Below are 16,450 nucleotides of genomic sequence, written 5' to 3' on the forward strand. Positions count from 1 at the left end.
ATATTGACTAAGTTCCAAACAAAAATGTAATCGTGACACTTTTATTTCATTAATCTTAAATTAGTAGCCCGCCCCTAAATTTGAACTATTTTTAAACAATTTAAATTTATACTTGATTATTTAAAGTCGATCGGTCTAATATGAGTTCATGAACAAAAACACATCAACACCAATACGCCGTGGTCGCCCACCTAAAATAGCCAGAGAAAACGCCGATACAAAAGCGTTACTTATTCGCACGGGCCTAGAAACCCTAACTGAATTTGGTTTTAGCGCCACGGGGCTCGATACTATTTTAAAAAAAGCGGCTGTACCTAAAGGCTCTTTTTATCATTACTTTAAAAGTAAAGAAGCCTACGGTATTGCGTTAGTTGATGCATACGACAGTTATTTTATTGCCAAGCTTACCCATTACCTACAGCAAGAAGATGTTCCCCCACTTGAGCGAATCGTTAATTTTACTCAAAGCGCAATTAAAGGGATGAAAAAATACGATTACAAACGAGGCTGCTTAGTCGGTAACTTAAATCAAGAGCTTAACCATTTAAGTGAAGAGTTTAAAACCAGATTAATGCAAAGCTACACCGCTTGGCAAAACCATGTAGAGCTTTGCTTAAACCAAGCTAAGCAACAAGGCACTATTGCAAGCCATGTAAATACAAAATTGATGAGTGAGTACTTTTGGATTGGCTGGGAAGGTGCTGTTATGCGCGCAAAGCTTACAAAATCCAATACCCCACTTACTTTGTATACAGAAATGTTTTTACGCGCATTACTAACCTAATGCGTTTTTATTTACCAATTAAAAGACGATCGGTCTAAAAGGATATCCTATGAGTAACCCAATTAAAGCCATTGTTATTAATAAAGAAGATAATAACTACAGCGCCTCATTATCGACTATCGAAAATAGTGATTTACCAAACGAAAACGTGTCTATCGACGTGCTATACAGCACACTTAACTATAAAGATGGTTTAGCAATTACTGGTAAAGGCCCCGTTGTACGCAGTTTTCCTATGGTGCCAGGTATCGATTTAGTGGGTACGGTTACAAATTCCACCAGCGATGAATTTAAAAATGGCGATAACGTAATATTAAATGGCTTTGGTGTAGGCGAAAAACATTGGGGCGGGCTTGCTCAAAAAGCGGCACTTAATAGCGATTGGTTAATCCCCTTGCCTGCAGGTATTTCACCAAAACAAGCAATGCAAATAGGCACTGCGGGTTATACCGCTATGCTAAGTGTTATAGCACTTCAAAAACAAGGTATTACGCCTGAATCTGGCGAAGTACTGGTAACAGGTGCCAATGGTGGCGTAGGCAGCTTTGCTATTTATTTATTAAACCAGCTTGGGTTTAACGTAACAGCGGCAACGGGTCGATTAGATCAAAGTGAGTATTTAAAAGAGTTAGGCGCTTCACAAATAATTGACCGAAATGAGCTTTCAAACCCGGGTAAGCCTTTGCAAAAAGAGCGATTTGCAGCGGCAATAGATTCAGTAGGTAGCCATACACTTGCCAATATTTGTGCATCATTAAAATATGGTGGCGTAGTAACCGCCTGCGGACTTGCACAAGGTATGGATTTACCAGCATCGGTGGCACCCTTTATATTACGTGGTGTATCTCTTATAGGAATTGATAGCGTAATGCGCCCTAAAGCCGACAGAATTGAAGCATGGGATCGTTTAGCTAAATTAGTAAGCGCTGATTATTTAGATAAAATTTCGACAGAAATATCACTCGAACACGTAATCGATAACGCAGAGCAACTTATGGAAGGTAAAATTCGTGGTCGTGTTGTAGTTAATTGCCAAAGTTAAGCTATTTACTCTGTTAAAGCCTCGTTATTAAATTTATAATGCAATTTGTATTTTAATAACGAGGCAACACCTATGAGCAACCAAGAACTTTTCAGTAATAACCCACTGCAAGGCGTTAAATTAGAACAAGTGGTTGAAGAGCTGGTTGAACAATACGGGTGGGAGCTCCTACACGCTTATTTACAACTTAACTGCTTTAAAAACAATCCTGATATAAAGTCAGCTGTTAAATTTTTACGTAAAACACAATGGGCACAAGAAAAAGTAGATAACTTTTACCTTTATCGTCTTAAAAACTTACCTAAGCCTGATGATGTTCAATACGAATTACCGCCACGAGATCGTGTGATCCCAGCTGATCATAAACCCGGGGAGCCGTGTGAGCTTAGTTTTGTTGATGCTAAGCGTATTGTAGAGAAAAAAGAATCTAAGCAACGTGCTCGCGATCGTAAGCAGCGTTCTAATTCTAGTAACCCTTGGGGTAACTAAAAACTTACTAATTTAAGGTCGAAGAGCTATTTATAAATAGCTCTTCGACTATTTTCTCATTAACTTCAATTATATCCGCGTTACATAGCCAATAAATAACAATTAATATCCTCGATTTTTCCAAAAGTCTGTTTCAGTGCGCTGCGCCTCTAATGCCACATTAAAAGTTTTATCAGCAATGATTTTTCCATTTAGTTCAATCGTCATTCGCCAATCACCCAATTTATTTTCTATTGGCAGCCAAAGTGTATCGCCTAAATAAAAGTTCCAATCACTGTTTTTAACGTATACATCGCCTTCAAAAGGGTCCATCACATCACCGTTACTACCTGGAATATCAGGATGGTAAATACAATAATGAAGCTTTTCGCCTTTACCTTTTTTGATATTTACGATTAAGCCAAACTCAACATCTACCTCAGCTATTACATTTGTTGTAAATTGCTCTATTTGTGGCAACGCTTTACTTTCACTATCCCACTTAGAGTAAATACCGTGACTTTGTAACGTCACTACAGGTTTTGTTTTAGCCATTAAGGTAGCCTTTTATGTTAGCTATTTTGGCATTAGTTTAACTTTTTGAAATTTTAAAATAAAACACAATCTCATAAAGTTAAATCTCAACTTAGCTTAAATACTCCGCCTATTTACATAATTGCTAATTTGTCATCATTGTTTACACACTATTTGCACAATTGCTGATTATTGTTTGAGTAACTTAATTGATCAGGTAGGCAGCAATGAAACAATACGCACTTAATAATAAAAATCGAAATAGGATAAATGCTTTAAAGCTCACTTCTCTTGCTTTAATTGTTTCATCGTTAGTTGCATGTGGAGGTGGAGAAGGCATAGCTGATAGCTCAGAAACTACAGAAAGCTCATCACAAACCACCACAGATAATGGCACAGGTACCAGCAGTTCAACCCAAAGTGTACTTTGTGAATATAGCTACAGTGAATATAACGAGTCAGAGTCAGTACAAGCCACCAGCGCTGCAGATTGGTCATGCACAGGAACTACACGCGACTTAGTAGCTAATGGCATACCCGATCACGAAGTAGGTACATTCCCTAATGCTGATAACCCAAATACTATTTCTGAACAATCAGTAAATGAAAGCTACACACTTGAGCCTATAGAAACAACACAAGCAACTATGCTTGGTGGTCCTCGTGGAATGATAGGCGTTGTACTTAATGGCATTAAAATAGACGCAGGCACAGGCGGAAGTTGTGATGATTCTGGCACCGATTGCGATTTAGGCGACAACAGCGGCAACTGGAATATAGAAGCCCTAAGCCAAGACACATTTAGTTTTGGAACAGACGACAACAATGCACATGTACAACCCGATGGCACATATCACTATCATGGTATGCCAGAAGGCTTTGTAGCAATGCGAGGTGGCAATAGCACCACTATGACTCTAATAGGCTGGGCAGCAGATGGCTTTCCTATATATGCACGTTACGGCTATTCAGACTCAAGTGATGCAACTTCAGCCCTAACCACAATGACCGGTAGCTATCAACACGTAACAACCGTAAGTGCAAACCGCCCTTCTACCGATATATACCCGTTAGGTACATTTGCACAAGATTGGGAATACGTAGCAGGCTCTGGTGATTTAGATGAATGTAATGGCCGCGTTGGTGTAACACCTGAGTTTCCTCAAGAGATATACCACTACTACGCAACAGACACTTACCCGTTTTTTCAACGCTGCGTTAAAGGCGAAGTTTAATTAGGAGTAAGTTATGCCTTATAAGAAAAATTATCTGTTAAGTGTGACCACCTTGTGCTTACTGAGCACACCAACCTTAGCAAACGCGCATTTAATGGTTGCAGAGCACGGAACGTTAAACTTTGTTGATAATAACGTGTTTATTGTGCTTTCAATCCCTATGTCGGCTTTTAAAGGGGTTGATGAAGATAAGGATGGCAAAGTATCAATAGTTGAGTTTAATGCTCATAAAAAACAAATAAGTAAGCGAGTTAAAAAGAACGTTTATTTAGCAGATCATCAGTATAAATTTATTATTGACGGACTTTTGCTAAACCCAGAAGCGTCGCATACACATAAAAGCGACAATATAGACCAAGTAACCATTACTGGGCGCTACTCTTTGCCCAGTAAATTAACCAAAGTTAACTTTAACGTTAAGCTATTTAGTAACAATGAGCACAAGCAGCATTATCAAATAACAGCGACTAATAAAACGCAAAAGCTTACTCATCAATTTGAGCTAACACCAACGTCGCCCTTTAGTAAGGTGTTTTAATAATTAGTAATACTTACCTAATAATTAAGTGACAAAGAGTACAAGTTAAACAAACTTATGCTCTTTTTTTATCTTTGTCTTTTCATTCAGCACTCTTAATTTAAGTACTTTCTATAAAGATACAAGCTTAGGATTTTTAGGAAAGTAATGCTCTTCTTGCTGCTCACATAAACTAAACTCACGGGTGTTTTTATATGGAAGTTTCATAAAGCCCGCAACACCAACGTCCGTAATATTTACCGCGTATTGCATTAGTTTATTAAGAAGGCGTTTAAACTCAACCTCTTTACTCGAATCGAGTAAGCGGTAGTAATGGTGAATTTTCATTCTGTCAGGCAGTGCTTCAAAAATAATACACCCCGTATGATGAATTTGGTTAAGCTCAAATACGCACTTAATAACTTTTTTAGGTAGCTGTAGTTGCTCATCAGGGTCTTTACCGTCTTCAAAGTATGAATGTGGGCGGGTTATATCGTTTGCCTTCATGCTTACAACTTCGTATTCAAGCTCTGGTAGGCTATCAAACTTAAATGCACCCGTGCCATCTCGCTCTAATTGAATGGTTTTACGGGCATCAAACAAACAACACTTAAATAACCCTTTTTGATTAATCGCTTGCGCAAGCATCACCGTGTTATTAATCGCATCACTAAAGGCATCACCCAATGATTCGTCATGCATAATTAAAGACGATTCAACAAACATCGACTCATCCTTCCAATGAAAACTAAGCCCACCAACAACAGGGTACTTAGCTAATCGGCTTATTGATGCTAAAAATGCTTTTTCGGTATCGCCGGTATCAAACAAAAACTCTTTATAATAACGGTCAAGTTGAGCATCGTTTATATCAAGTAATTGCTGATTATGATCGGCCTGGCGTAAAAACTGTTTTCGTGAACTATATACCACCGTGTCGGGTTGCTCGGCCTTGCCATACCAAAAAGGAATATCTGCTTTTTTTTGTTTTTTATCAAGCTCAGGTAAATACGCTTTAGCCATAGTTGTAATATTACGCATAAAGTAATCACCGGCACCATCACGTTGTGCCTTACTTTTAGAAAGCATGCCATCAATCACTTTAGCCAGCTCTTTTGGGAGCCCTAAGCTGCTTGCAGGGATGGCTTGTGCACCAAAGCGACACGATTGCGCCGACGCTAGCGCATACAACGTAGCGGCTACACCTTGTTCGTCAAATCGTGGGGATGATTGCTCCCCCGACATTTGCGCTTCACCAATAAAGTACACATCGCCCATACGCGCATTAGTTGTACTTAAATCGCCCGACATTAAATCCATAAAGTTACTCGCAACAGGGTTACCATCGCTATCGAGCTGTGCATACACAGAGCTTCCCCAATCCACTAACGACAGCGCGTCAGTGTTTGCATCCCAAACAAGGTTTGAAGGCTTTATATCGCCATGCACTATAGGTTGTGGGCTACTGCCGTTTTTGTGGCTGCGTAAATCAATTAATACATTACGTAACCTAACAGCTAGCGCCATTATTTGCGCGGCACTAAAGCGCCCTGTTTTAAGCGATACTTTTTCAAGGTCCTCTCCAATGGCGCGCGCCATCATTAAAATCCCTTGTTTTTTAATTCGCTCAAAAGCATAAAAGGTAGGCACTAAGGGGTTATTAATTTGCGAAAGCATATACGCTTCGTCTTCTAAGCGGTCGCGTACACTTTGGGCAAGCGTAATACGCGAAAACTTAAATACCCAAGGTAAGCCGTTATCGTCATCACCTGCAAACACAAAACCAAAAGCACCTGAACCAATCATTTCAACGTTTTTGTAGCCCAGCAGTGTTAACTGCTTAATACAAATATTAAGCCACTGGCGGTGTTTTTTAGCATCGCGGTGCGAAAGCAAATAAACAGATTGCTCTTCGTTGATATAAAAGTTGCGGATTTCTTTGGCTTTCAATACGGGTACTCAAATTTATAAAACTAACTAATTATTAGTTTTATATAATGAGATTACAATAGGTTAAATAGGAGTTTTGAAATCGTTGAATAAAACAGCGCTAAAATAGTGCCAGAACAGTAAATTTAAGTGTAAACGTTAAAGCTCAAAGCAAGCTTTTTACAATGCACTGTATATAAATACAGTGCATTGCTTTTTACTAACTTTCAATAACACGAAGCTGCTTAATTGATGACACAGCTATGTGCGTTTGATAATAATATTTATTAGTGACTCTACCACGGCTCATAAAATCGATAGTTACTCGTTTAGCTTCGCCTGTTACTTCTATTGTTTTATCAATAAAAAAGGTGTCTGCTGGTTGTCCGTATTTACTTTGAAGCTCTGCTACCACATTAGGCTGTATTGATACCGTAATTGAACGCCTGTCGCGATAATCAGTTTCTGTATTTAAATACAACCAACTCCCCTGAGCTCCCGCCGCTTTAATATGAAACTGGTAAGTGCCAGCAACACCCTTTGGTGCACTTTGCTCAGTTAAAGCGATAAGGTTCATATTTGCAGCCGTACTTTGGCTCATTTCAATTTTATGGGGAACAGAACTACATGCACTAAGCGTTAGCACACTTAGTAAGGCTAGATATTTCAAGACACAATTTCCTTGTTTCTTACACCAATTCGCATAATTCAGTGATCTATTTTGAGACAAGAAAATCGTGTCGATAACAAAGTAAAAATTTCGTTATTGAGTTGTTCTATATCAAAAATTTTTAATGCAGTTAGCGATTTAATCTCTTAAATTGATTAACTATTATTGCGGATTGGTATTATGCATTATTAAAAATATGTAGCGTTAATGATACCACTATATGCAGCCATGTTTCTATAATCAATCCAAACAATTAGTTAGCGGGTATTAAGGCGCATTGCGCTGAGAAGGATCTGTTTTAAAGCTTTTTAGCAAACTTTGTGGGTCAACCACCTCGGTATGCTCTTTAGCAGCCTGCGCCCACCATATTAGTTGGCCAAACGTGCGTGAGAAATAATTAAACCACGATGATTGACTCTCTCCTGCAACAGGTTTGCCATCCTCACTAAACACATCTTGCGCTTTTGGCACGTGGATCATCGCCGATACCGGCAAACAGCCAAGTTCAGATAAAAAAGTACGCATGCTAATGGCCGCTCTTACGCCACCCCACTGTCCTGCTGAGTAAGTTACTATTGCACTTGGTTTATACGAAAATAGTGAGCTACCAAAATGATTAAGTAAGTCAGCGAGGGCTGGACTCATGCTGTAATTGTACTCAGGACTAATCATTATATAACCATCTGCGGCTTTAATTTTATCAGCTAAAAGAGTGAGCTCTGTAGGTGCATTACTTTTAGCGTATGCAAAATGTGGTTTAAATACGTTTTCGCTAGGAAAATCCAACGCATCAATTAGCTCAAACTCATGATCGCCAAAATGCTCTGTTAAGCATTCTATACAAGCCCTAGAAACCCTTAAGCCTAAGCGAGCTGGTTTTGGTGGAGTGCTATCGCGTACTGTGCCTAAAAATACTAAAAACTTCATATGTAATTCTCAACTGTGTTTAAACGATAGCTAAACACTAACATTTTTTAGTTATTGTGTATTACACATACGCATTGTTTATTGATTCAAAACATACGAATAATTTAAAAGCTGTAAACTCACCCTCGAAAAGCAAACACTCCCTAGTATTGATAACTTAGCCCTACACCACCCCAAAATATATTTCGAAGTGTCTCGTCACCTGCAAAGCGTTTTTCATCTTTATTAACGGCAATGCTATAGCTTGTATATGTGTATAAGGCTAACTGATTAAAAAGCTGATACGACAAGTTTGCAGTAAACTTTACGTTGTTAATTCCGTTGTGCCCATCACTAACATACCCCGCGTTAAACCCCACGCCTGATTGAATATCTACTGATAGTAAATCGTTAATATAAAAATCTTTTTTTACTGCCAACTCCAAAAATGTACCGCTGGCATCAAATGAATGATAAACACTACTTAATAACTGAATATCGTCTGCATAGAGATAAGCAAAGTCGAGGCTTAGCTCATTATCGTGAACATCAATGCCTTCTTCACGAGCTTTAATATAGTTATAACCTACATACATCTCTATCCGCTCAGATAAGTGAGCGGTATAAATAGCATTTAAATTAAGCTCTGAATAATCACTACTAATACCTTTTGCCGCCCAAGGGATCACCGCAAAGTTTTTATAATTAAACTCAGTAGCAATTGATGCAATACCATTACCGGCAAGGTTATCTCGACCTTCGGTTACATATCGGCTTTCCCATAATGGATGAATATGTAAATCAAACTCTTTATTTTTATAATTTACGTCAGTATTAGTATGCTTAATATTTCCGCCTACGCCCACTTCAAGCTCTTGATAGTGCTCTTGTGCTTGTGCGTAAGCTGTATTTACTCCCGCTAGAGTCGTAATAACAAATACATATTTTAAATAGTGAGTCATTTATTAAGTCCAAAACCATCATAAATGGTAAAAAGTGGCGCATAGTATTGTTATAAAACGTGTTAGCGAAATAAATGGATGCATATATATTGTTTTATTTATTAAATTTGAAGTATTTACTAAGTATTACCCATAAACTACAAGTTGCAATTAGCTCGGATTTTAACCAACAAGCCAAAGCCATATATGCACCGAGCAATGCTCTAGCAGGTACTCAGTTTAATAGTTCAAATAATAGTTATAATACTCGCGGTGAGGTGTTCCCTATTGCAAAAGCAGGAAAAGTATAAGAAGGAAGTGTAAAAAAGTGCGGTAACGGGGAAAACTATAAGCAGCAATAATTCATTAAGCTGCTTATTATTCTTAAAATTTTTAACCTAATTTGTTAGCCAGTTTAGTGATTTAAATAAGCCATAAGGACAATCAGTGCAACATAAAAACCAAAACCAAGTAAGAAGGTTAAGTCGACTCTTCTAGCTTTACTCGCTTTATAAGATGCAAAATCCTTAAACTCGCTTTTATACAGCCCAAACGTAACCACTTTTAATAGTAGCCAACCGGTCGAGTAAAATAAAAAGCTCAAGCCAGTATCAACTATTAGCCAAATAAAAATCTCAAATGCAATACTCATTAACTATGTCCATTAGTTTGGAATACAAAAACTATATCAGCTATGTGTTTAAAATACAGCCAGCTAAGTTAATTAAGGTGTAACAGTAAATTTCGTTAAACCTATTAACTGGCCTGATTCGGTGACTACTTTTACTTGCCACTTACCAACAGAGTCTTTAGGAAAGTTTACTTTGTGTGTCCACGCTCTATAACCTAGCTCTCTCCCGCCGTTTATATTTAACGTGATCCGATCAACTTCTTTTTTATTATGAAGCCACACATGAAATATTTTTTCATTTAAGCCTCTTGGTGCTTTAACAGCGGTCCAACTATATAAACCTTGATGGTGCAGTGTATAAGAGTCTAACTGTTTAATACTCCCTACTGGCTTTTTATGCTGTAAATCAACTTCATGAGCTAACGTAATATCGGTTAATCGCAGCGCAGCAGGAGGCACATAGCTCCTTAATTGCCACACAGCAGTGCTCAAAGCACATAAAATCAATACAAGAATAGGAAAACGCCACCAGCGCGCATTAGGCATTAAATTGTTTAAACTCGGTAGAGTAACCACTACAGCCGTTACAAGAGCTGCGGCTAAACTTTGGCTCGTTGTAAGGTTTAACAAAATAGGTAAAGTAACAAGCAAAACAACGAATAAAGCAAAGTTATGAAACACACTAAATAACGTACGGTTTCTAGCAAGTTTATTGTAATAAAAGGGGTCTATAACCGATATAACCGCACACAAAACAATGAGGGAAGTAAAAATTGCTTGAGGATGATCCCACTGCGTAACCGCTAAAAAAAACGGCAAAGCAAAAAATAGACTTTCTTGTTGCACCATTTGCAGAGCAAAACGCATTACATTAGGAGATACAGCCACACCAAACTTTTCTTCTACTTTGTCACGTAACCAATTATCAATAATTAGCCACAACCAACTAATAAGTAAAAATATCGCAATAACTTGCGAAAAAGACTCTTTTCTATCTACAAGTGCAAAGCTGGCAACGCCCGACAAAAACGCCAACACAGCCAATAATCCAGGCCGCTTTTGCATCGCGCTTATAAATTTAGCGATTATATTTTTACAGTAATCCATGTATGAGTGTTTCCGTACGGGTACGTACTTTATTATTTTTATTCAGAGTAAGGTTAGTTTAACCAAGTTTAAATGAACAACAGATAGACGGATGGATTCAAACACGCCATTTAACAGTACATCAAACTAACCATTTTTGATTAAATAAAAGCCCAGCATAGCGCGTCATTGGTACGTTTATTAATTTTTGTAACGTGTGAGCCTTAGCAAGTAATTCATCCTCACTAAGTGCAGGCATTTTATTGTTAAAAGCAAAAACAATTTTATTACCGCCTTCAATAATAAAACTAAGAATCTTTCCTGCAAATTCTTTCTCAAGAAGTTGATCGAACGCTTCCCTCTGCCCAACTTTGGTATGGCAAATATTAAGTACTAAAACACCATCAAAAGTGAGCGCATTTTTACAATCGCGTAAGTAAGATGATTGCACCTGATCTGACTCCATCCCTTCTGAGCTATATAAATCAGAAAAAATAACGTCAGTTTTTATCTGCGTGTTTTTCATGTAGTTTGCCGCATCATCAATATGAATAAACAAACGTTCTGACACAGGAACTTCAAAATATTTTATAGCCATATCAGCCACGGCTTTACGGTATTCAACGGTATGTATGGTCAGTGCAGGAAACGCATGATAAAGACTTTTTGCTATAGAGCCCGCCCCAAGTCCCATTATCATCGCGGTTTTTAAATTGGGTATAAAAAAAAGCGCAGCCATCATCGCTTGCGTATAAGCTAAACTTAACCCGTTAATATTATTTAATTTAATACAGCTTTGATAAATTTTTCCGTCAAAGCTGAGAATTAGATTCTTTTTTGTTTGATATACATAAACAGGGCCATGCTCATCAATAGTTGATGCAATACAAGTGCCTTTGATATCCACGAATACTCAATAGGTGAGGTGATGAAAAATGAGTATAACTTAGTTAACGTACTGCCATTGCTATTAATATGATTTATAGCGCTTTTATTAATTTACAAGCATTTATATACGTACTCAAAAAGGTCGGTTTATTATTCAGATCAGCTGAAGTGTCTGGCTTCATAGCTAATTAAAACTTATCCAGTGATGACTCTTAGTAAAAACAACGACTTAACATACTGAAATTTGGCTAATGTACTGTTATAGCTATAAAAAACCCCTTTGAATATTCCTCATGTTCAACATGAATAAAGTGCACACCAAAACAAAGGAAGTCTAAACGGCTAAACATCCATCTTTTATTTTTACCGATTTATGCCTTTTTCTCGCCAATTGCTACGTAATCGAATCTAACAATAGTGATTAATGAATATGACTCATGTTTTATGTGAAATTAAACCGTTTTTCTTCATATACCAATCAACGTATAAATTACTCATCCCTTAGCGCTAAACACTATTACTAACAACTTAAAGCTGCTGAATAACAAAAACAGCTAAGTAAGTTGCAAGGCTAATAAAGCGCAGAGCATTAATCAGGTTTAAATTATAAAATTGGATATAAACACGATGAAAAAAGATTTTACATTTAATATTAAGAGCGTTTCACTCGACGAAAATTATCATCCATCAACTAATACGCGTATCACAACCAACTTTGCTAATTTAGCCAGAGGTGAATACCGCAAAGCAAACTTACGTAACGCCTTAAACATGATTAACAACCGTTTTAATGCCCTAGCCCATTGGGATAACACCAAAGGTGAGCGTTATTCTATTGAGCTTGAAATTGTCTCTGTTGAGATAGGTATTGAAGACGGCGGCGAAAGCTTCCCATCAATCGAAATATTAAAAACAAATATTGTTGATCATAAAACTAATAAGCGCATTGAAGGCATTGTAGGAAACAACTTTTCATCGTATGTACGAGACTACGACTTTAGCGTACTTCTACAAGAGCACAATAAAGGCAAGCCTCAATTTAGCATTCCAGATGACTTTGGGGTTTTACATGGCAAGCTATTTCAGTCATTCGTAAATTCGGATACATACAAACAAAACTTTAAAAAACCACCGGTTATATGCCTAAGTGTGTCAGATAACAAAACCTACAACCGCACCGAAAACCAACACCCGGTACTTGGCGTTGAATACGAACCAAATGAATCGTCTTTAACTGAGCAATACTTCAAAAAAATGGGCTTACAGGTACGTTATTTTATGCCACAAAATAGCGCCGCGCCTTTAGCATTGTTCTTCTTTGGTGATTTACTTAATGATTACAGCAATCTTGAGCTTATAAGCACCATTAGTACGATGGAAACGTTTCAAAAAATCTACAGACCAGAGATTTATAATGCAAACGCAACAGCGGGTAAATCATATAAACCAAACTTAAAAAACTTGGATCACTCACTAACGCAAATTGTGTATGACCGAGAAGAGCGCGGCAAGTTAGCAAATGAGCAAGGCAAGTTTGCACAAGAGCATTTTATCAAACCGTACCAAACAGTTCTTGAGCAATTCTCTACTAGCTATCTGTCATAACAACTAATAGTAACAAGCAGTAATAACGCGCTTAACGATACGTTTAATAATTAACTAAAATATACGGCATTATTTATTATGAAAAAATTACTACCTACATCTACCGCTGGCAGTTTACCAAAGCCTTTATGGCTTGCAGAGCCAGAAACACTTTGGTCACCTTGGAAATTACAAGGTGATGAATTAACCCAAGGAAAACACGACGCCCTACGCTTGTCATTATTCGACCAGCAACAAGCAGGCATTGATATTGTTAGCGATGGTGAGCAAACAAGGCAGCATTTTGTAACTACATTTATAGAGCACCTAAATGGCGTTGACTTTGAAAAACGTAAAACAGTAAAAATTCGTGACCGATACGACGCAAGTGTACCTACAGTTGTGGGCCCTGTTAGCCGTCAAAAGTCTGTGTTTGTTGAAGACGCTAAATTTTTACGCCAGCAAACCAAGCAACCAATAAAATGGGCATTGCCAGGCCCAATGACAATGATTGACACGCTTTACGACGATCATTATAAAAGCCGCGAAAAACTAGCGTGGGAATTTGCCATAATTCTCAATCAAGAAGCAAAAGAATTAGAAGCCGCAGGCGTTGATATCATCCAATTTGATGAGCCCGCGTTTAACGTATTTTTTGATGAAGTGAACGACTGGGGAATTGCCTGTTTAGAGCGCGCAATTGAAGGGCTTAAATGCGAAACCGCAGTTCATATTTGCTATGGCTACGGCATTAAAGCCAATACAGATTGGAAAAAAACACTAGGAAGCGAATGGCGACAGTACGAAGAAGCATTCCCTAAGCTTCAGCAATCTAATATCGATATTATCTCACTAGAGTGCCATAACTCGCATGTACCAATGGATTTACTAGAACTTATTCGCGGTAAAAAAGTAATGGTAGGCGCAATTGATGTAGCAAATCACACTATCGAAACGCCAGAAGAAGTAGCTAATACGCTACGTAAAGCACTGCAATTTGTAGATGCCGACAAACTCTACCCGTGTACCAACTGCGGCATGGCTCCACTACCTCACCATATAGCCAGAGGTAAACTAAATGCCTTGAGCTCAGGAGCTGAAATTATAAGAAAAGAATTATTAGAAAAAAGCTAGTAAAGTAGCTTTAAAATACAAATTGTAAACAATAACTACTGTCGCACCATGCCATAGTAAAATCCATAAACATGGTGCGTTAGCTAAAACCGACTAAAGAACAAAGTTTAGGTTAGTTATTTAATTTTTTTTATTAAAAAGCTCTAACCTATTTTTTGAAAAATCGATAACTGCTTGGTATTGAATAAAAAAGGGAGAGCCTAACAAGCCATGTACTCCCTTTTCACCACCCGCCACCTGTACATGGTCAAGATTAAGTGACACAAAGGCAGGACTTTCAAACAAGGCACTACCAAACTCAATTGAATCAACTTCTATATCTCCCATAGCGTGATCCGAAGTGCCCAAGCCTGCTGCATTCTCAACATTGAGTGTCTCTTCAATGCCTAATTCACTTAGGCATCCCCTGTCTAAAACAGATGTCCCAGCGCCAGTATCTAAAATAAAACGTAACAATTTACCGTTAATTTTAGCTTCAACAATTTGGTGGCCTGTTTCTGATATTTCAAACTCAATTACAGTTTTTCCTTCAGATAAATTCATATACGTTCCTTGTTAGATTTTATTTAGGTGTTGGAAAACGAATACACCCTACGATGAATCGACTTATTTAGCGGCTTTAAAGCGCCACTATTAAAAGTTGCAATTAATAGACAAATTTTACTAGTTGCCCACCTCAGGACGTTTTGTTATATGTACATTAATTCAAGTCTATTTCAGGGTGTTCTTTAATCCCGTACATTTTTTCCATTATTTTTAAGTAAAAATCTAAAGAGGGCATATTCATTTCTTCACGCCGTTTATCTACATTAGTTTCATCTTCTATAGGGCTAAACACAACTTTACCTTCACTCACATCAGCTTGAGTACCATAGATTTGTTTCTTTCCTTGTGCAATAAGAGCTCTATCAGTTAAAAGAGCAACTTGTTGTCCGCTAACACCTTCGCCATTCAAATATGATTGCTTTAAATAAGGAAGCATTTTTACTTTAAATGCAACATCAGGTGAATGCTGGATGACTAAAAATGCTGCTCCAACTCCTTTAACTCCGACTAAATCCCTTGTTACCCAATGATGCTTTTTAATGATAGCTTTAAGTTTTCCTGTATTACTTTCATCTATTTTCATCATTTGTTCTAGGAGTGCTTTAGGCGGGTTTTGCCACCCAGCTTCTCCTATTTTGTTTCGAATATGTTGATCTTCAATTTCCATTTCAATTAGTTCTTTTTGCAGAGGAAGGTTAATTTCGGCAAAAGAATAAAAAGGTATTATCAACACTAAAAATAATAGGTAACGCATCAACTGAACTCTCCTTGTACATATAACGAGCCTGTAGATTAACTCGTTTTTTATTTATTTTTATTGATAAACAAACCATAGCTGAATTTGCAATTAATAGCTAAACTTTACTAGTCGTCCACCTCAGGGCGTGTTGTTATACGTACTTACAGCGGAGACCACTTTTTATATTTGTGTTTTTGAGCTAATCCAACTGCGTTAGTTATTTCGTCCCGTTTTGAGGCTGAACAAAAATGTAGATACTCCTCAACCTTTTTTCCTGACCAACCTGGAGCGGCTGCTAATACCCAAAAATTAATTCCATCATTTTTGCCTTGAGCTGCCACATGATCAATTATTCTTTCTATATCTATTTCCGCTGGCACCATTTTAAGCATTGCCATTGCGCGAAGTGCTCCATCAGTGACCATAAAGTTACCAGATTCGATCGCTTTAAATATTGATATAACATCCTGTTCATTTTGCATTGATAATCTTTGGATTGCATCGCCGATAGCAAGATAAACCATTGTTGCTTCTAAGGTTTGATGTGCCATTGATTTAAGGAAATCTAGTGCAGGTTTGTAGCCACATTCACCGATAGCCATAACCATTTGATACTGAGTCTCCCAAGTACGTGAATCTTTTAGCTCTTCTTTCAAAGCACTTAATAAGAACGGGCCTGCATCGCCATTTTTAAGTTTACGTAATTTCTTAGCCGCAGATCGTCGTTTAGCTGACTTTTTATCTTTAAGCTGAGAAATCATTTCATCTAGCACAAAACTCTCCTGTACGTATAACTTTCCAATAACGGGCGCAGAC

At 37.7% G+C, this 16,450-nt stretch carries 19 protein-coding genes; 8 read left to right on the forward strand and 11 right to left on the reverse strand.

Annotated elements, in window-relative coordinates; translation table 11 throughout:
- Positions 1-148: 148 nt before the first annotated feature.
- The 3 genes from acuR to PARC_RS08975 all read left to right on the forward strand — a co-directional run bounded on the left by acuR (position 149) and on the right by PARC_RS08975 (position 2,315).
- Positions 149-784, forward strand: a complete 636-nt coding sequence (gene acuR, locus PARC_RS08965; protein ID WP_010552811.1) for an acrylate utilization transcriptional regulator AcuR — start codon at positions 149-151, stop codon at positions 782-784.
- A 49-nt stretch (positions 785-833) separates the two neighbouring features.
- Positions 834-1,826, forward strand: coding sequence for an acrylyl-CoA reductase (NADPH) (gene acuI, locus PARC_RS08970; RefSeq protein WP_010552812.1), 993 nt, complete (start codon positions 834-836; stop codon positions 1,824-1,826).
- 72 nt (positions 1,827-1,898) lie between these two features.
- Positions 1,899-2,315, forward strand: coding sequence for a VF530 family protein (locus PARC_RS08975; protein WP_010552813.1), 417 nt, complete (start codon positions 1,899-1,901; stop codon positions 2,313-2,315).
- A gap of 102 nt (positions 2,316-2,417) precedes the next feature.
- Here the strand turns inward: PARC_RS08975 and PARC_RS08980 are convergent, their stop codons facing one another.
- Positions 2,418-2,849: a DUF3859 domain-containing protein gene (locus tag PARC_RS08980; RefSeq protein ID WP_010552814.1), complete on the reverse strand. Its 432-nt coding sequence runs from the start codon at positions 2,847-2,849 to the stop codon at positions 2,418-2,420.
- A 206-nt stretch (positions 2,850-3,055) separates the two neighbouring features.
- Here PARC_RS08980 and PARC_RS08985 point away from each other — a divergent pair, with 206 nt between their 5' ends.
- Both PARC_RS08985 and PARC_RS08990 read left to right on the forward strand, forming a co-directional pair.
- Positions 3,056-4,063 (forward strand): YHYH protein, encoded by a 1,008-nt coding sequence (locus PARC_RS08985; protein WP_010552815.1) that lies wholly within the window; start codon positions 3,056-3,058, stop codon positions 4,061-4,063.
- 13 nt (positions 4,064-4,076) lie between these two features.
- A complete protein-coding gene (locus tag PARC_RS08990) occupies positions 4,077-4,601 on the forward strand; it encodes a hypothetical protein (protein ID WP_010552816.1) in 525 nt (174 codons plus the stop codon).
- 111 nt (positions 4,602-4,712) lie between these two features.
- Here the strand turns inward: PARC_RS08990 and PARC_RS08995 are convergent, their stop codons facing one another.
- From PARC_RS08995 to PARC_RS09010, 4 genes are all read right to left on the reverse strand, one after another.
- On the reverse strand, positions 4,713-6,530 hold the full coding sequence (locus PARC_RS08995; RefSeq protein WP_010552817.1) for a protein kinase domain-containing protein: 1,818 nt from the start codon (positions 6,528-6,530) through the stop codon (positions 4,713-4,715).
- Between the two features lie 199 nt (positions 6,531-6,729).
- Positions 6,730-7,179, reverse strand: a complete 450-nt coding sequence (locus PARC_RS09000) for a hypothetical protein (RefSeq protein ID WP_007582766.1) — start codon at positions 7,177-7,179, stop codon at positions 6,730-6,732.
- Positions 7,180-7,446: 267 nt separating this feature from the next.
- On the reverse strand, positions 7,447-8,106 hold the full coding sequence (locus PARC_RS09005; RefSeq protein WP_010552818.1) for an NADPH-dependent FMN reductase: 660 nt from the start codon (positions 8,104-8,106) through the stop codon (positions 7,447-7,449).
- Between the two features lie 143 nt (positions 8,107-8,249).
- A complete protein-coding gene (locus PARC_RS09010; RefSeq protein WP_010552819.1) occupies positions 8,250-9,047 on the reverse strand; it encodes a hypothetical protein in 798 nt (265 codons plus the stop codon).
- Between the two features lie 74 nt (positions 9,048-9,121).
- Here PARC_RS09010 and PARC_RS09015 point away from each other — a divergent pair, with 74 nt between their 5' ends.
- Complete coding sequence (locus PARC_RS09015) at positions 9,122-9,337, forward strand: hypothetical protein (protein WP_010552820.1); 216 nt, start codon at positions 9,122-9,124, stop codon at positions 9,335-9,337.
- Between the two features lie 104 nt (positions 9,338-9,441).
- Here PARC_RS09015 and PARC_RS09020 read toward each other — a convergent pair whose 3' ends face one another.
- From PARC_RS09020 to PARC_RS09030, 3 genes are all read right to left on the reverse strand, one after another.
- On the reverse strand, positions 9,442-9,678 hold the full coding sequence (locus PARC_RS09020) for a hypothetical protein (protein ID WP_010552821.1): 237 nt from the start codon (positions 9,676-9,678) through the stop codon (positions 9,442-9,444).
- Between the two features lie 72 nt (positions 9,679-9,750).
- Positions 9,751-10,764, reverse strand: coding sequence for a DUF5924 family protein (locus PARC_RS09025; protein WP_010552822.1), 1,014 nt, complete (start codon positions 10,762-10,764; stop codon positions 9,751-9,753).
- A 121-nt stretch (positions 10,765-10,885) separates the two neighbouring features.
- The gene (locus PARC_RS09030; RefSeq protein ID WP_010552823.1) at positions 10,886-11,650 is read right to left on the reverse strand and encodes a spermidine synthase; all 765 of its coding nucleotides are present in this window, start codon (positions 11,648-11,650) and stop codon (positions 10,886-10,888) included.
- Positions 11,651-12,258: 608 nt separating this feature from the next.
- Between PARC_RS09030 and PARC_RS09035 the strand changes: the two genes are divergently transcribed.
- Positions 12,259-13,236 (forward strand): DUF1852 domain-containing protein, encoded by a 978-nt coding sequence (locus PARC_RS09035; protein WP_010552824.1) that lies wholly within the window; start codon positions 12,259-12,261, stop codon positions 13,234-13,236.
- Between the two features lie 78 nt (positions 13,237-13,314).
- Positions 13,315-14,349: a methionine synthase gene (locus tag PARC_RS09040; protein WP_010552825.1), complete on the forward strand. Its 1,035-nt coding sequence runs from the start codon at positions 13,315-13,317 to the stop codon at positions 14,347-14,349.
- A 120-nt stretch (positions 14,350-14,469) separates the two neighbouring features.
- Here PARC_RS09040 and PARC_RS09045 read toward each other — a convergent pair whose 3' ends face one another.
- From PARC_RS09045 to PARC_RS09055, 3 genes are all read right to left on the reverse strand, one after another.
- Positions 14,470-14,892, reverse strand: coding sequence for a retropepsin-like aspartic protease (locus tag PARC_RS09045; protein ID WP_010552826.1), 423 nt, complete (start codon positions 14,890-14,892; stop codon positions 14,470-14,472).
- A 157-nt stretch (positions 14,893-15,049) separates the two neighbouring features.
- On the reverse strand, positions 15,050-15,649 hold the full coding sequence (locus PARC_RS09050) for a DUF6624 domain-containing protein (RefSeq protein ID WP_010552827.1): 600 nt from the start codon (positions 15,647-15,649) through the stop codon (positions 15,050-15,052).
- Between the two features lie 146 nt (positions 15,650-15,795).
- A complete protein-coding gene (locus PARC_RS09055; protein ID WP_050576408.1) occupies positions 15,796-16,407 on the reverse strand; it encodes a hypothetical protein in 612 nt (203 codons plus the stop codon).
- Between the last annotated feature and the right edge of the window lie 43 nt (positions 16,408-16,450).

It is taken from the genome of Pseudoalteromonas arctica A 37-1-2 (assembly GCF_000238395.3).
Classification (GTDB): Bacteria; Pseudomonadota; Gammaproteobacteria; order Enterobacterales; family Alteromonadaceae; genus Pseudoalteromonas; species Pseudoalteromonas arctica.

Coding starts and splice junctions, on each gene's coding strand:
- acuR (WP_010552811.1), top strand. CDS start 149: ATGAACAAAAACACATCAACACCAATACGCCGTGGTCGCCCACCTAAA.
- acuI (WP_010552812.1), top strand. CDS start 834: ATGAGTAACCCAATTAAAGCCATTGTTATTAATAAAGAAGATAATAAC.
- PARC_RS08975 (WP_010552813.1), top strand. CDS start 1,899: ATGAGCAACCAAGAACTTTTCAGTAATAACCCACTGCAAGGCGTTAAA.
- PARC_RS08980 (WP_010552814.1), bottom strand. CDS start 2,849: ATGGCTAAAACAAAACCTGTAGTGACGTTACAAAGTCACGGTATTTAC.
- PARC_RS08985 (WP_010552815.1), top strand. CDS start 3,056: ATGAAACAATACGCACTTAATAATAAAAATCGAAATAGGATAAATGCT.
- PARC_RS08990 (WP_010552816.1), top strand. CDS start 4,077: ATGCCTTATAAGAAAAATTATCTGTTAAGTGTGACCACCTTGTGCTTA.
- PARC_RS09005 (WP_010552818.1), bottom strand. CDS start 8,106: ATGAAGTTTTTAGTATTTTTAGGCACAGTACGCGATAGCACTCCACCA.
- PARC_RS09010 (WP_010552819.1), bottom strand. CDS start 9,047: ATGACTCACTATTTAAAATATGTATTTGTTATTACGACTCTAGCGGGA.
- PARC_RS09015 (WP_010552820.1), top strand. CDS start 9,122: ATGGATGCATATATATTGTTTTATTTATTAAATTTGAAGTATTTACTA.
- PARC_RS09020 (WP_010552821.1), bottom strand. CDS start 9,678: ATGAGTATTGCATTTGAGATTTTTATTTGGCTAATAGTTGATACTGGC.
- PARC_RS09025 (WP_010552822.1), bottom strand. CDS start 10,764: ATGGATTACTGTAAAAATATAATCGCTAAATTTATAAGCGCGATGCAA.
- PARC_RS09035 (WP_010552824.1), top strand. CDS start 12,259: ATGAAAAAAGATTTTACATTTAATATTAAGAGCGTTTCACTCGACGAA.
- PARC_RS09040 (WP_010552825.1), top strand. CDS start 13,315: ATGAAAAAATTACTACCTACATCTACCGCTGGCAGTTTACCAAAGCCT.
- PARC_RS09045 (WP_010552826.1), bottom strand. CDS start 14,892: ATGAATTTATCTGAAGGAAAAACTGTAATTGAGTTTGAAATATCAGAA.
- PARC_RS09050 (WP_010552827.1), bottom strand. CDS start 15,649: ATGCGTTACCTATTATTTTTAGTGTTGATAATACCTTTTTATTCTTTT.